The sequence below is a fragment of the Streptomyces sp. NPDC048650 genome (assembly GCF_043199095.1).
GTDB lineage: Bacteria > Actinomycetota > Actinomycetes > Streptomycetales > Streptomycetaceae > Streptomyces.
Genome location: NZ_JBICVM010000022.1, coordinates 21,243 through 34,643 on the forward strand (window position 1 = coordinate 21,243; position 13,401 = coordinate 34,643).

Consider the following 13,401-nt stretch of genomic DNA (forward strand, 5'->3'; position numbering starts at 1 on the left):
GGGCCAGGCTCAGGCGCAGGCCCTGAGGAATTCGATGAGCGCGGCGTTCACCTCGTCCGGGCGTTCCTGCTGAGTCCAGTGCCCGCAGCCGGCCAGTTCGAGGGGCTCGCGCCAGAGGTTGGGCATGAGCTCGGGGAGGCGCTCGATGAGTTCGGGTGTGCCGGGGAAGGCGGGGACGAGGTCGCGGTCGCCGTAGATGTACAGGGCGGGCCGGGTGACGACGGCGCCGTGCCATGGAGCGGTCAGTTCCCAGTTGCGGTCGAGGTTGCGGTACCAGTTGAGGGCCCCGGTGAAGCCCTTGGAAAAGCTCTCGGTGAGTGCGTCGAGATCGTCCTCGGTGAACCACTCCGGCAGTACCTCGGGGTCCGTCATGCCCTCGAGCCAGCCCTGCCCGGGTTCGATCAGCGGCTGCTTGAGCTCGCCGGTGTGAGGAGCGGAGCCGGAGGCCGAGTAGAAGAACTTCCGGAGGGTGGTGCGTACGTCCCTCGCGAACTCGGCGTCGGCGACACCGGGACGGTTGAAGTAGTTCCAGTAGAAGCGGCCGCCGAACCTCTTGTCCATGGCGGCCAGCGGAGGCTGCGTCCCCCGGAAGGGGGGTGGCACGCTCAGGCCGGCCACCCCGCGCACCATGTCCGGTCGCAGCAAGGCGGTGTGCCAGGCGACCGGGGCACCCCAGTCGTGCCCGACGACGTACGCCTTCTCCTCGCCCAGGGCCTGGATCAGTCCGACGACATCGCCGACCAGGTGGAGGATGCTGTACGCGTCGACGTCGTCGGGATGGTCGCTGCGTCCGTATCCACGCTGATCGGGGGCGACCACTCGGAAGCCCGCATCGGCCAGGGGGCCGAACTGGTGGTGCCAGGAGTGCCACGACTCGGGGAAGCCGTGCAGAAGAACCACCAGGGGGCCGTCGCCTTGTTCGGCGACGTGCAGCCGAACGCCGTTCACGTCAACCATTCGATGCTCAACCATGTTCATGAGCGTACGCGCCGTGATCCTCGGGTGGGCGGTGGCGGTGGTGGTGGCGGTGGTGGCGGTGCGGGCGCCGGTGCCGATGGCGGTCCCCGGGCATACCGGGAGCCCGCAGGGCGCTACTTGGCACCCCACGCCATCCACGACCGCCCGTCACCCTGCTTCCAGAACCCCACCGGCGTCAGCGGCGCAGCCCCAGAGCCTCCCGGCCCGCGTAGCGTGCCTGGGCGCCCAGTTCCTCCTGGATGCGGAAGAGTTGGTTGTACTTGGCGGTGCGGTCGGAGCGGGACAGTGAGCCGGTCTTGATCTGGCCGCAGCCGGTGGCGACGGCGAGGTCGGCGATGGTGGTGTCCTCGGTTTCGCCGGAGCGGTGGGACATGACGACGGTGTAGCCGGCACGGTGGGCGGTGGCCACGGTCGCCAGGGTCTCGGTGAGGGTGCCGATCTGGTTGACCTTCACCAGGATCGAGTTGGCGATGCCGTCCCGGATCCCGGCGCGCAGCAACGTCTCGTTGGTGCAGAAGACGTCGTCGCCGGTGAGCTGACAGCGGTCGCCCAGCCGGGCGGTCAGCGCGCGCCAGCCGTCGTGGTCGTCCTCGGCCATCGGGTCCTCGATGGAGGCGACGGGGTAGCGGTCGACGAGGGTGGCGAGGTAGTCGGCGTGTTCGGCGGGGGTGCGGCGGATGCCCTCGCCTGTGTAGTCGTAGACGCCGTCGTGGAAGAACTCCGAGGTGGCCGGGTCCATGACGAGGGTGATGTCGGTGCCGGGCTTGTAGCCGGTCTGCTCGATGGCACGTACGACGAAGTCGAGGGCTTCGTCGGCGGTGCGCAGGTCGGGTGCGAAGCCGCCTTCGTCGCCGACGTTCACGCTGTGGCCGGCGGCGACGAGGGCGCCGCGCAGGGTGTGGAAGACCTCCGAACCCATGCGGACGGCCTCGGTGAAGGTGGCCGCACCGATGGGAGCGATCATGAACTCCTGGAAGTCGAGCGGGTTGTCGGCGTGGGCGCCGCCGTTGACGATGTTCATCATCGGTACCGGCAGCAGGCGGGCGTCGACTCCGCCGACGTAGCGGTACAGAGGCAGGCGGTGGGCGGCCGCGGCGGCCTTGGCAGTGGCCAGGGAGACGCCCAAGAGGGCGTTGGCGCCGAGCCGTGACTTGGCGGTCGTGCCGTCCAGCTCGACCATGGTTCCGTCGACGGTCGCCTGGTCCTCTGCCTCGAGTCCGATCACGGCGTCCGCGATGCTCTCGTTCACGGCGTCGACAGCGCGCCGAACTCCCCTGCCGTGGAACCGGGTCGGGTCGCCGTCGCGCAGTTCGACCGCCTCTCGGGCGCCGGTGGAGGCGCCCGACGGCACGGCCGCGCGGCCGAGCGAGCCGTCCTTGAGCTCTACGTCCACCTCGACGGTCGGATTGCCCCGGCTGTCGATGATCTCCCGTGCGACGACCCGGCTGATGGCGGTCACGGTGCAGCTCCTCATGCTGGGCCCGCGTGGCCGCGGGCAGTAAGTTTCATCGAGAAACAAAGTGAGTCCCGAAAAGGAACTTACTATGGGGGCATGAGGATGCACAACGCCGACGAGACCTGCGGCATCGCCCAGGCCGCCATGGTCCTGGGGGACTGGTGGAACGTTCTGGTGCTGAGGGAGGTTGCCCGCGGACACGTCCGCTTCGACGCGCTGGCCGCCGAGATCGGCCTGTCCCGCAAGGTCCTCACCGAGCGCCTCGGCCGGCTCGTCGCCCACGGCGTCCTGCACCGCAGCCTCTATCAGCGGCGTCCGGTGCGCTACGAATACCTGCTCACGGATGCCGGGGTGGCACTGCTGCCACTGCTCGTCGCCATGCAGGACTGGGGGGACCGGTGGGTGCTGGGCGACGGAAGTGTCACCGCGACCGCCGCGGCGGACGGCGCCGAGCATGCCCGCGTACATGCCCTGGTCGGCACCCGCCTGCCCGACGGCATCGAACTGCCCGGCACGCGAGGCGCGGACCTGCCCGGCACGCGAGGCGCCGACCTGCCCGTCGTCTCACCGGACTCCGCCGCGACAGTGCTGTTCGCCTACCCCGGTACGGGTGTCGAGTGGGGCGAGCAGATCCCGGGGGCCGTCGGCTGCACGCTGGAGAACCGGCTGTTCCGGGACGCCTGGCCCGACTTCCGGCGAGCGGGAGTGGACGTGCGCGGAGTCAGCACCCAACTGCCGCACGAACAAGCGGAGTTCCTCCACGCCGAGGGGCTCCCGTACCCCCTCCTCTCCGACGCACGCCATCAGCTGGCCGCGGCCCTGCGGCTGCCGACCTTCCCCGGTGCAGGCCGGTTGCGGCACAAACGCCTGATCCTGGTCGTCGACGCCGAACGGACCGTACGGCACGTGCTGTTCCCGGTCGCCGACATCCCGCACGCCGTCACGCAGAGCCTGCGCCTGGCCGCGGACTGCGCCCGGACAACGTGAGTCCCTGCCCGCCCGACCCCGGAAGGAGACCTCGCCCCATGGTCGATCCGACCGCACCCGCTCCTGACACGCCCCGTCGCAGATGATCCAGCTCCTGGCTGTGGCGGAGGATCCTTCCTGACTCTGCGTCCAAAGTCGCCACCCGGTCTCCGGGCTGGGAATTCGTTCTCACCAGGCGCTGTTGGAGCGGAAGCAGGTCTTGATCGTGTTCGTGGAGGGGGATCTATGTCCATTTTGGTTACTACGCCGAACGGAACGGTGGGGCGCTACCTGACCGAAGCATTGCGCGACCGGAGTGATGTGCGCTTCTTCGTTCGCTCCGAGGCCAGCGCCAAGGCGTTGGGCACGGTCCGCGGTGAGGTCTTCCGTGGGGATATCACCGATGCGGCGGACGTCCGGGGTGCGGTCGCCGGCGTGGATCGGCTCTACCTTGCACATCCCTTCGCCGAAGACCAGATTGCCGCCGAAACGAACCTCGGTCTTGCCGCCGTCGAGGCCGGCGCGCGCCGGATCGTCAAACTCGGCGCGCGACCATTCACCGGTAACGGGATCGTCCCGGACGCCGTCACCGGCGCCCATGACACGATCACCGAGCGGCTGCGAAGCGTCGGCGTTCCGGAACTGACTGTTCTGCAGCCCGACCGTTTCCTGCAGAACTTCCTCCCGGCAGCGGCCGCAATCGCCAAGGGCACGCTGGCCGATCCTGCCGGACCCGGTGCCCGGGGTTACGTGGACGTGCGGGACATCGCGGCGGTCGCGGTCGCCGAACTCCTGGCGGCGCGTCCGATCGGTGGCGAGATCGAGATCAGCGGCCCGCAGGCACTGACGCTGCCAGTGCTCTGCGACCGCTTCGGCGCCGCTCTCGGCAGGCCGGTGCGGTACGTCGACGTTCCACTGGACGGCGCCTGGCGGGCCGCGCTCGCGGACAGCGGAATCACGCCGCAGGTCATCGACGGGTTGCACGGGCTGTACTCGAACTATCGCCACGAGGGCGTGGCCGGTCTCGGCGACGGCGTTCAGCGCGTGCTCGGCCGCCCGCCGCGCTCGGTCGAGGACTTTGCGGCCGATCTGCTCGTGACCGCCGCGTCCGACACCTGACCCGCCCCGAGCCGCAGCAGGCCGGGCAATTTCCTGGTCGCCGTGGTGGAGCCGCCAGACACTGCCGGCGGTCAGGTTCTGGTTGCTCATTGCTCATTGCTCATCTCAGACAAGCCGACGGACCAGATCGTCTGAGGAGGGACGAGGCGCCGCCGGAGACGTGACACAAAGAGACGTGACACAAAGAGACGTGACACAAGGAGAACTGCCGGTGCCCCGGTGTCTGGCTCGTCTCGTCTCGTCTCAGGACATCGTGCCCCGGTCTCATCCGATCTTGTTCGGTTCGCACGGCAGGTCTCGTCCGGTACGCATGTCAGGGACGAGGCCAGCTGCGACGGGTCAGGAGAGGACCGAGCGGCCGGTGGGCGCCAGTCGCAGTGTCTGGGGGCTGCTGTCTGTTCTCGCTCGATGCCCGGCAGGATCTCGTCCCGCGCGAGGGGATGGGCCCGTACATCGGCGAGGTGCTGTCGGCAGGCGCTCTCGTCAGGGTAAGAGGTGAAGACTGCGGCGACGTTCTCCCCGCTGCGGATGGGCAGCCGGGGGAAGGTGTTGTGTGCTGTCTCGGTGGTGAGTGCGGCGAGCGGTGCGGGTCCTGTCGTGTGCAGGACGGGGAGGAGTCCGTCCCGGATCAGTGCGATGCCGTCGTGTCGTCCGACGGGGAAGGACCACACGACGGCGGACACGAATCGGTCCGGTGCGGGAGCACCGATCCGGGGACGCTCAGGCGGTGAGGGGGCGAAGCCGTTCTCGTCCGGGAGGGGTTGCAGGAGCAGGACGTCGTCGGAGTCGAGCATGGTGGCGTTGGCGTGGGGGCCGTGCTCGGCCCAGAGGGGGCCGTCGTAGAAGGCTGCCAGCGCGCGGTGTCGTGCCGTCATGTCCCGGAACCCGCGCAGCCAGACGAAGCGGTCCGGGTCGTCGAGGTCGCGGAACTGGCCGAGCACGAACATCCCGGCCTCTTCCTGGGTCTCGATGAACTCCTGCTCGAACAGCTCGATGAGTTCGTCGCGTCGGCCGGGACGCAGCGTGTACTGGCGAAGCTCGATCACGGCGGGGCGGTCGGCAGGATCGGGATCGGCAGGATCGGTAGGGGGCACGGCAGGCTCCTGTTCAGTACTGTCCTCGGGTGGATTGCCGGCTCGCTCGCTGGGAGCCGGGCGTGGACCGACGGTAAGGCCGCCGTGTGCCAGGGGGTGTCAGGGTTTTCCGGGGGGAATGCGTCCATGTCTGCTGGTCGGCTGCTGTCGGTACTGCTGTTGCTGCAATCCCGTGGCCGCATGTCCGCGCGGGGGATCGCCGACGAGCTGGGTGTGTCCGTGCGGACCGCGTACCGTGACCTGGCGCGTCTTCAGGCCGAGGGCATTCCGGTCTACGCCGAGACAGGCCGCGCGGGCGGCTACCAGCTGCTTGAGGGCTATCGCACCCGCCTGACCGGGTTGAGCGAGGGTGAGGCGCGAGCGCTGTTCTTCGCCGGGCTGCCAGGCCCCGCCGCCGACCTGGGACTCGCCGCGGAGGTGACGGCTGCACGGCTGAAGCTGCTGGCTGCGTTGCCGGCGGGACTGCGCGAGGAGGCTGCACGGACCGCGGCGGTGTTCCACCTGGACGCCCCGGGCTGGTATCGGGAGCCCGAACAGACGCCGTATCTCACCCTGTTCGTCGATGCGGTGCTCACGCGGCGTGTGGTGGAGGTGCGCTACCGACGGTGGCGCACCCCGCAGGAGGTGGACCGCCGCCTTCGTCCCTACGGGTTGGTACTCAAGTCCGGTGTCTGGTATCTCGTCGCCGCATCGAAGAGCCGGATCGCGACCTACCGGATCACCCAAGTCCTCGACGCGATGGTCAGCGACGAACGATTCGACCGACCGCCGGACTTCGACCTGGTCGCGTACTGGACCTCCTACCTCGACGACTTCCAGACCCGCCGCTACACCGGCCGAGCCACCATCCGCCTCTCCCCGCGGGGGCTCCGACGCCTGCCGGACAACGTTCCGCCCGAGGTGGTGCGGGCGGTCGAGTCCACGGCGACCGCCGTCGGCGACGACGGATGGGTCGAGGCGGTCGTTCCGACCGAGAGCACCGAGCACGCGTGCGGTGAGCTGCTGCGGCTCGGCATCGATGTCGAGGTCGTCGCGCCTACGGAACTCCGCCAAGCCATGGCCGACACGGTGGGTTTACTCGCCAGAGCGTACGGAAGCGCCTGACCGCCAGGACACACGGCTGCGGCGACGCGGGAGCCGGCGGCCGTTCCTGGGCGGGCACTGCGGCGGCCGTGGCTTCCGCGCCGGGACGTATGGACAACCGCGGACAGGGAACGCGGCCTCCCTCAAGAACCCCGTAGTCGCGGGGAGTCGGCCCCGCGCGGGTGGAGAGCGCGGACCGGCCCTGAGGCGTCTGTGCAGCCTTCCGCAACACGCTTTAGGGTGCACACCATGAACGTCTCGAACAACATTTCGCCCGGTGTGCAGCTCCACGGAACCGTCATCCAGGCAGGCCAGGTAGGCGGCAGCCAGGTCCCCTCGGTCGACACCACCAGGATGGCCGCGAAGCTCGCGGAGAAATTGGACCAGGAGGGACCTCTGCTCGCTCTGACGACTGCGGGACGGGCCGAGGCAACCATCAGGCTCCTTGCATTGGTGGCTGAAGATCACCCCCCGCTCGCAGACGTGGCGGACAGGTTGGCCGAAGACCTGCAAGTCCGCCTCGACGCCCACAAGTAGCCCAGCGCGAGCCACCCGCCCGTGTGCGGGGAGCGGGACCTGGCCCAGCCCCGCTACCCGATGGCGGCGCAGCGGGACCCTCGCCGCAGGAGCGGGGAGCAGACCCAGGAGCCCCGCACTGCGACGTGTCCGATGGATCCCGTCAGTCACCCAACTGCCCCTATTGGGCGTAAGTAGAACTTTTCACCAGTTCGACGGAATTCAGAGTCTTGGCCGTTTGTGATCAGTCGCGCCGGAGATCCTCCCGTGTGCAGCGTCGCTCACCAGACCGCTCCAGCGAGCGACGCCGCTGATTCGAGACCACCGTCACCTGGGAGTGAACATGCGTATCCGTACTGCCGTTGCCGCCTCTGCCCTGGCCGCACTCGCCATCCTTGGAACCGCAGGCAGCGCCATCGCCGACGGCGGCCCGGGCGGTGGCCAATTCGACGTTCGCCAGACCAGCCAGTGCAAGTCGCACGACCTGAACCTCGACGTTCTCGGCGAAGTCGGTGCCCTCAACGGCCTGCTGGGCAACGCCCTCAACGGCGAAGGCAACTCGGGTGCACAGTCCACCCACCTGGGCTCGACCATGGGCTGCAACAACAGCGCCTTCTGACAGGGCGAACAAGGCGAAGCCCCGCCCCTTCCGGACGCGGTTGATGCATCCGCCCCGTTGGATCTCATCCAGCGGGGCGGATTGCTGCGAAGGGTGAGATGCGCGCGCGGCGAGTGGTCTGCCGGTGAGCCAGGCATCGAGGCGGGCGAGACGGCCACACAGTCGATGGCTCAGCTGCGCTGCCCGGTTCGACGCTCGTAGTCGGCGAAGCCGTCCTCGACCGTCGGCAGCACCAACTCCACCCGGAAGTAGGGCACGCTCCACAGAGGGCTGTCGCGAAGACCCTCGAACAGATCGGACCACGAGGTCAGGTCGTTGGTCGTCGCAACCAGAACATCCGACGGAGCGGCGGCCCATGCTTCAGCGTCGAACCACCGGACCTGGACAGCGTCGTGCTTCTCCAGCAGAGGCTGCACATGATCCGCGATGATCTGTTGACGCTCCTGGCGCCCCAGTGCGAGCCACGCGGGCAAGGCCGTGAGGTGGACGAATATGGTGAACCGCGGCTGCGGTTGTATGGCACTCATACGCCCCATTGTGGATCAACCAACGTCGACGAACGGAACGTCCCCCGCCCCGGCGACTCGCTCGACAACGGCGCCACGAACTCCGGCAGATGCACCACCTGGCCACTGCCCCTGCACCGCTGACAGTCGAACCTGAACTCTGTCGGCCACGCCGCCCAGTCTCCGTGAACGCGCCGATCGGAAAAGGAACGTGATCGGCGCGTCGCGGACCGCAGGCGGCGGGGATTCAGCCGAGGTGCCGAGCGAAGAACCTCAGCGTGCTGTCCAGCTCGAATGCCGGGATCTCGCCGTGCTTGCCGGGGTTGGCATGCAGTGTCTTCTCGGCCGAGGCCAAGGCATCGAACAGAGCCAAGCTCTGGACTCGCGGCACCCGCTCATCGTCCCACTGCACCAAGAACTCCACCGGGACGGTGATCTGCGCGGCAGCCTCGGCCGATGCCGATGCCGATGCCGATGCCGATGCCGATGCCGATGCCGGCGCCCCGCCCAACCCCAGTACCGCCGCACGGACCCGGGACTCGGCAGCGACGAACGGAACGCCGAGTCCGCAACCCAACGAGACCCCCCAGTAGCCCACCGGACCGGCACCGACGTACTCGAGTTGCTGGACCGCGTCCAGGACCGCCCGCCACTCCGGCACGGTCTGGCGGGCTACGAGCGCCTGGAAACCGGCGATCAGCGGAGCCGGCTCTTCACCGGCATCCAGGCGAGCTTGGTTCTCGGTCGCGATCCGGTCGTACTCCTCAACCTTCGGCCGTTCGCCATGGGCCGGCACGTCGACCGCCACGACCGCGAAACCGCACTCGGCCACGAAACGGCCTGCACGGGCCAGGATGTCAGGGGCCTTCTTGTGCTGACCGCCACCGTGTCCCATCAAGACAAGCGGACGAGTGCCTACGGCACCTTCCGGCGTCCATAGAACGCCGGGAATCTCGCCGAGGGTGAAGAGCTGTTCGAGGACGCCGCCGGACGACGTCTCAGAGGTGAAGCGCATAGCGATTCATGCCTTTCGGGATGCCTCTGCGGGCGCTCCCCAGGCCATGCGAGGGAGGGAGGCCCGACCTGTCAAAGCGTTGATCGGTCTCACCTCCTTGGTTCGCAGCAGCGCACAGCGCCGGGAAACGTATCACGAAGGACTTCACCCTGGTCCGGACAGGGATGCCGACAGGGCCGAACGTTGCCTGATACGGCACCAGCCAGAACGTGTCTCTTTGTTGGACCTATCAGTTGATCGGCGCATCGAATTATGGTGGCGCCCATGACCGTCCAGACGTTTCCGCCGCTATCAGTGCGACGACTGAGCCGGCACGGTCGACGGGAGGGCAACTGCTTCCCCAACTACATTGACTTGACGGTCGATTTGGTGCCCGGTGAGCAGGGTTTCGCCCTGGAGGTCGCGGAGGGCGCGGACTGCCTCTGGTGGTGGCCGGAGGAGTGCGACGAGTTGCTGGCCGCACTGGCCAAGGGAATCGAGGTGGAACTGCGCAAGGGTCTGGGCGCACAGTGCGTGCTCGCTGCGAGAGTGGTGATCACGTCCGTGCGTACACACGAGGTCGACTCTCATCCGCTGGGCTTCGAGCGTCATGGTCGTCTGCTGGCACAGGAGATGCTGAAGGTCGCCCGCGAGTTCTAGAGGTGGCTTGGTCCGTGAGGTCGGACCACGGCCGTTGGCGGTGCTGGGGGGTGGTCACTACGATGCGCGAACCGCCTCCACCGCCTCCCGGACGTCCGGGTGCGTGTCGTCAGCGAGGCCGTCCAGCAGCTCGGTGACCCCAGGGGTGGACCACCGGGCGACCGCCCACACCAGCTCCTCCCGTACCCCGGGGTCGGGGTGGGTGGCGAGGTGGCCCAGCTGGGCGAGCGGGCCCCGCTGACGCATTCCGAACCAGTGCAGTGCCTGCCGCAGCGCAGCTGGGTCTCCGGGGTCACCGGCTGCTGCGACCCGGGCGAGCAGCACCCTGGCGGGTGGCGGCGGACCGTCCAGCGGATGCGGCAACCGCTCGAGCAGGCGCCGCGCCCCGTACCCACCGCGCACCCGGCACCCAAAACAGGTGCAGGGGCGCACGCCGTGCGCGTCCGGCAGATACCGCCAGCCCGCCACCTGCGGTGCGGTGCGGACCCGGTGCACTTCACGCTGCCGGATCGCCCGGGGCACGAACACCTCCCACCCGCGTGGATCCTCCAGTGCCGCGATCCGCCGCACCGCCTCTGACGCAGAAACGGTGGCCTGGGCGTCCCGCGTCCGGTCGGTATAGCGTCCGACCAGCACGTGCTGGGTGTCCTCCAGCCGCACATGGACGGCCACAAGCCCGCCCCGGCTGCCGAACCGGGCCAGCTCGCGCAGCCATTGGTGGGTGAGCGTGTACGACGGCAGCACCGGGAAGCAGTAGACGCCGCGCGCGCCGCCCTGTCCGTGGCTGGCTGCCCGGACCCCGGATCGTCGGATGCGCGGCGCGTTCGCCGCTGAGGTCAAGTGCACGAACATCGCCATGTCCTGGGATTCTAGATGATCGATTCCTCGGGGCCGGCTGCGCGCCCTGGGCCGTGAGCCCAACGCCGGTGCAGGTAGCCGGAGTTGGACACCCTGACGACCGGCACGCGCTTCGGCCGCCCGTCATGCGGCGAGGGTGAGGTTGCGCAGGTGTGCGGCGGTGAGTGCGGCGACTGCTCCGCCGGATCATCGGTCGAGGGCACGCTGAGGACCGCTCCTTGCCGCTTCACACGTGGGGGACATGCCCCCCCTGCGGGGTGGTGCCCGCGGTGCCGGATCAGCGCGGGGGTGCGAGGAGCCCTTCGACCACGCGGCGGACCTTGTCCACGACGCCTTCGGCTTCCTCGTCGCCCATCCGCAACGCGGTGTTCGCGGCGATGAGGACCGCGTCGATCTGGAAAGCGGCGAGGTCGACGTCGAGTTCGGCGATCTCGCCGGCGTCGGCGGCGTGTCGCAGCTCGGCGCCGAGGAGGTCACGCCAGTCCCGTCGGCAATGGAACAGGGCGTCGCGGACTCGCCCGGGGCGGCTGTCGAAGTCCGCAAGATTCGCCGCCCAGAAGCAGCCTCCCGGGAACAGCGGCACCTCTGCGTACTCGATCCACCGCTCGATCAGCGCGCGCACTCGCGCCGCGCCGCGAGGCGCGGTCCCCGCGGGGTGGACGACGGCGTCGTTGAACACGTCACGGGCCACCTCGACTGCGGCGGCCTGCAGGTTCTCCTTCGTCCCGAAGAGGGTCTGGACACCGCTCTTGCTGATCCCGAGGTCGGTGGCCAGACGGCCGAGGCTGAGCCCGCCCAGCCCTTCCAGTGAGGCCACGTCCACGGCATGGCGGACGATCGTCCGCCTGGACCGCGCGCCACGCAGTAGGCGCCGGTCCGAAATCGCCGCGTCGGCACCCTCGCCGTCGCCTGGGGGGACGACGGCGTCCGCATCCGGCCGCTGCTCCAGTTCGCTCATCGTCGTCATTTTGCCAGACCTCTTGCCTAAACGTACGACCGGTCGTACGTTTTGTCTGGGGCGGCCACCGAGCGCCCTTCATCGCGACTCCTGCCTCCGGCGCACTCGGGCCTTGGCGCTTGGAGTCCGCACGGGCAACCGGGGGTGCGCGTACATTGGACGGCCATCGAATGTTCGAACTGGCGCAGGAGCTGGCTGTCGCCAAGAGCCGGCAGGACGTGCCCGCGGCCATGAAGCTCTTCCACCGGGACATGGTTCTGGAGGCTCCGGCATTCGGGACGACGGCCCGCGGCCCGGAGGAGAACGAGAAGGCGCTGACCAGATTCTTTGCCTCGTTTCCGGACTACGGCATCGAACTCCAGGGCCATGCCGACAACGGCGACGCGCTGGTCTGCTGGGGGACGGCGAGGATGACCATGACGGGCGACCGGTTCGGCGTGGTCCCCGACGGGAGGCGTGCCGAGTTTCCGGTGTTCCTCCAGTTCGCCTTCAAGGACGGTTTGATCGCCGGCGAGCGGTTCCTCTTCGACCTGTCGGCGCTCTGTGCCCAGTCAGGTGTCTCGACCGACGCCGTCAGGCGAACGGTGTTCGGGGACGCCGTGGATCCCGAGGCGTTGCCGCAGGGGCATCGCCCACCAGGCTTCTTGGACACGCGCCGCCCGCATCCCCCGTCGTCGACCAGCCGGCTCGAACCGTTCAAAGGCGATGAAACATGACATCAGATCCACGGGTGAGGAACGTCGGCGAGATCACGACGGCTCATCTCTTCGACATGGTCGTCGATTTGAATCCGCGGCTGAACATCGGCGACGGCCCGATGGGGCAACGGGTGCTCTTCGGCGCCGCCGGGGGAACGTTCGAAGGGCCGGGGCTACGGGGCGAAGTGCTGGCGGGCGGCGGTGACTGGACGTTGTTCCGTCCGGACGGAGTGATGACGCTGGACGTCCGGCTGACACTGCGCACGCACGATGATGATCTGCTGCACATGACCTACGGCGGCCGCTGGGTCACCCCGCCCGAAGTGCGGGCCGACATGGCCGATGCCGTCAAGAGGCACCAGGTCGGCCCCGCTCGCTACTACTTCCGGACGAATCCGCTCTTCGAAACAGGGGTGAAGCGATACGCATGGCTGAACGACATCGTCTGTGTGGGGTCGGGGTACCTGGTGGAAGGCGGAATCGCCTACAAAGTGTCACAGGTCGTGTGAACGGCTGCCGGCGCATGGTGCTGGGCGTGCGGTGGCGGAGGTGACGGTAAATCCGGAGAGCTGAATCCGTACCTGCGGGCGATCGCCAGCGGCACTGCCCGGCCAGAACTCCTGCCCGGCCAGGACCCGGTCCGTTGAGCCGACGTCGATCTTCGTGGCGGGCCCGCCCGGCATGCTCGGACACCGGCCGGGTCAGGGGCCGGACTGTCAGCAGCAGGGATCGGCCGCCGGCGGGGCCATCCCGAATGCGGGGAGCAGACATGAGTCACCGTCAAGGAGCGCTCGGTCCGCATCGTGTCCGGAGAGCAGAACTCCTGACGGGGCGTCACCCGAGGGGGTCGGAGCGTCCGTGAGCCGGGCGCCCGGTCCGTTAGCGATCCGTTAGCG

General features: G+C 68.8%; 15 protein-coding genes. 8 read left to right on the forward strand and 7 right to left on the reverse strand.

Annotation, left to right across the window (positions count from 1 at the left end):
• Positions 1–9: 9 nt before the first annotated feature.
• Together ACGFML_RS36155 and eno are read right to left on the reverse strand one after the other, a co-directional pair.
• Positions 10–957, reverse strand: coding sequence for an alpha/beta fold hydrolase (locus ACGFML_RS36155; protein WP_393549987.1), 948 nt, complete (start codon positions 955–957; stop codon positions 10–12).
• A gap of 196 nt (positions 958–1,153) precedes the next feature.
• The gene (gene eno, locus ACGFML_RS36160; RefSeq protein WP_393549920.1) at positions 1,154–2,437 is read right to left on the reverse strand and encodes a phosphopyruvate hydratase; all 1,284 of its coding nucleotides are present in this window, start codon (positions 2,435–2,437) and stop codon (positions 1,154–1,156) included.
• Positions 2,438–2,530: 93 nt separating this feature from the next.
• Here eno and ACGFML_RS36165 point away from each other — a divergent pair, with 93 nt between their 5' ends.
• The gene (locus ACGFML_RS36165) at positions 2,531–3,421 is read left to right on the forward strand and encodes a winged helix-turn-helix transcriptional regulator (protein ID WP_393549921.1); all 891 of its coding nucleotides are present in this window, start codon (positions 2,531–2,533) and stop codon (positions 3,419–3,421) included.
• Between the two features lie 225 nt (positions 3,422–3,646).
• Positions 3,647–4,519: an NmrA family NAD(P)-binding protein gene (locus ACGFML_RS36170; protein WP_393549922.1), complete on the forward strand. Its 873-nt coding sequence runs from the start codon at positions 3,647–3,649 to the stop codon at positions 4,517–4,519.
• A gap of 86 nt (positions 4,520–4,605) precedes the next feature.
• Here the strand turns inward: ACGFML_RS36170 and ACGFML_RS36175 are convergent, their stop codons facing one another.
• Complete coding sequence (locus tag ACGFML_RS36175; protein WP_393549923.1) at positions 4,606–5,613, reverse strand: NIPSNAP family protein; 1,008 nt, start codon at positions 5,611–5,613, stop codon at positions 4,606–4,608.
• Positions 5,614–5,739: 126 nt separating this feature from the next.
• Between ACGFML_RS36175 and ACGFML_RS36180 the strand changes: the two genes are divergently transcribed.
• The 3 genes from ACGFML_RS36180 (at position 5,740) to ACGFML_RS36190 (ending at position 7,831) form a co-directional block, all read left to right on the forward strand.
• On the forward strand, positions 5,740–6,717 hold the full coding sequence (locus ACGFML_RS36180) for a helix-turn-helix transcriptional regulator (protein WP_393549924.1): 978 nt from the start codon (positions 5,740–5,742) through the stop codon (positions 6,715–6,717).
• A gap of 228 nt (positions 6,718–6,945) precedes the next feature.
• On the forward strand, positions 6,946–7,233 hold the full coding sequence (locus ACGFML_RS36185) for a hypothetical protein (RefSeq protein WP_393549925.1): 288 nt from the start codon (positions 6,946–6,948) through the stop codon (positions 7,231–7,233).
• Positions 7,234–7,555: 322 nt separating this feature from the next.
• A complete protein-coding gene (locus ACGFML_RS36190) occupies positions 7,556–7,831 on the forward strand; it encodes a hypothetical protein (protein ID WP_393549926.1) in 276 nt (91 codons plus the stop codon).
• Between the two features lie 170 nt (positions 7,832–8,001).
• Here the strand turns inward: ACGFML_RS36190 and ACGFML_RS36195 are convergent, their stop codons facing one another.
• Together ACGFML_RS36195 and ACGFML_RS36200 are read right to left on the reverse strand one after the other, a co-directional pair.
• Positions 8,002–8,358, reverse strand: a complete 357-nt coding sequence (locus tag ACGFML_RS36195) for a darcynin family protein (RefSeq protein ID WP_393549927.1) — start codon at positions 8,356–8,358, stop codon at positions 8,002–8,004.
• A 226-nt stretch (positions 8,359–8,584) separates the two neighbouring features.
• Positions 8,585–9,352 (reverse strand): alpha/beta hydrolase family protein, encoded by a 768-nt coding sequence (locus ACGFML_RS36200; RefSeq protein WP_393549928.1) that lies wholly within the window; start codon positions 9,350–9,352, stop codon positions 8,585–8,587.
• Between the two features lie 369 nt (positions 9,353–9,721).
• Between ACGFML_RS36200 and ACGFML_RS36205 the strand changes: the two genes are divergently transcribed.
• Positions 9,722–9,991 (forward strand): hypothetical protein, encoded by a 270-nt coding sequence (locus ACGFML_RS36205; RefSeq protein ID WP_393549929.1) that lies wholly within the window; start codon positions 9,722–9,724, stop codon positions 9,989–9,991.
• Positions 9,992–10,048: 57 nt separating this feature from the next.
• On the opposite strand, the gene ACGFML_RS36210 is transcribed toward ACGFML_RS36205, so the two are convergent.
• Together ACGFML_RS36210 and ACGFML_RS36215 are read right to left on the reverse strand one after the other, a co-directional pair.
• Positions 10,049–10,849, reverse strand: a complete 801-nt coding sequence (locus tag ACGFML_RS36210; protein WP_393549930.1) for a HEAT repeat domain-containing protein — start codon at positions 10,847–10,849, stop codon at positions 10,049–10,051.
• Positions 10,850–11,126: 277 nt separating this feature from the next.
• Positions 11,127–11,807, reverse strand: a complete 681-nt coding sequence (locus ACGFML_RS36215) for a TetR/AcrR family transcriptional regulator (protein ID WP_393549931.1) — start codon at positions 11,805–11,807, stop codon at positions 11,127–11,129.
• 170 nt (positions 11,808–11,977) lie between these two features.
• Between ACGFML_RS36215 and ACGFML_RS36220 the strand changes: the two genes are divergently transcribed.
• Entirely contained in the window at positions 11,978–12,523 is a 546-nt protein-coding gene (locus ACGFML_RS36220) for an ester cyclase (protein ID WP_393549932.1), read from the forward strand.
• Positions 12,524–12,537: 14 nt separating this feature from the next.
• On the forward strand, positions 12,538–13,014 hold the full coding sequence (locus ACGFML_RS36225; protein WP_393549933.1) for a DUF3237 domain-containing protein: 477 nt from the start codon (positions 12,538–12,540) through the stop codon (positions 13,012–13,014).
• Positions 13,015–13,401 lie beyond the last annotated feature (387 nt).

Excerpts from the sequence above, each read along its gene's own strand:
- ACGFML_RS36185 (WP_393549925.1), top strand. The coding sequence starts at position 6,946 with ATGAACGTCTCGAACAACATTTCGCCCGGTGTGCAGCTCCACGGAACC.
- ACGFML_RS36190 (WP_393549926.1), top strand. The coding sequence starts at position 7,556 with ATGCGTATCCGTACTGCCGTTGCCGCCTCTGCCCTGGCCGCACTCGCC.
- ACGFML_RS36220 (WP_393549932.1), top strand. The coding sequence starts at position 11,978 with ATGTTCGAACTGGCGCAGGAGCTGGCTGTCGCCAAGAGCCGGCAGGAC.
- ACGFML_RS36170 (WP_393549922.1), top strand. The coding sequence starts at position 3,647 with ATGTCCATTTTGGTTACTACGCCGAACGGAACGGTGGGGCGCTACCTG.
- ACGFML_RS36180 (WP_393549924.1), top strand. The coding sequence starts at position 5,740 with ATGTCTGCTGGTCGGCTGCTGTCGGTACTGCTGTTGCTGCAATCCCGT.
- ACGFML_RS36155 (WP_393549987.1), bottom strand. The coding sequence starts at position 957 with ATGGTTGACGTGAACGGCGTTCGGCTGCACGTCGCCGAACAAGGCGAC.
- ACGFML_RS36215 (WP_393549931.1), bottom strand. The coding sequence starts at position 11,807 with ATGAGCGAACTGGAGCAGCGGCCGGATGCGGACGCCGTCGTCCCCCCA.
- ACGFML_RS36165 (WP_393549921.1), top strand. The coding sequence starts at position 2,531 with ATGAGGATGCACAACGCCGACGAGACCTGCGGCATCGCCCAGGCCGCC.
- ACGFML_RS36195 (WP_393549927.1), bottom strand. The coding sequence starts at position 8,358 with ATGAGTGCCATACAACCGCAGCCGCGGTTCACCATATTCGTCCACCTC.
- ACGFML_RS36200 (WP_393549928.1), bottom strand. The coding sequence starts at position 9,352 with ATGCGCTTCACCTCTGAGACGTCGTCCGGCGGCGTCCTCGAACAGCTC.
- ACGFML_RS36210 (WP_393549930.1), bottom strand. The coding sequence starts at position 10,849 with ATGGCGATGTTCGTGCACTTGACCTCAGCGGCGAACGCGCCGCGCATC.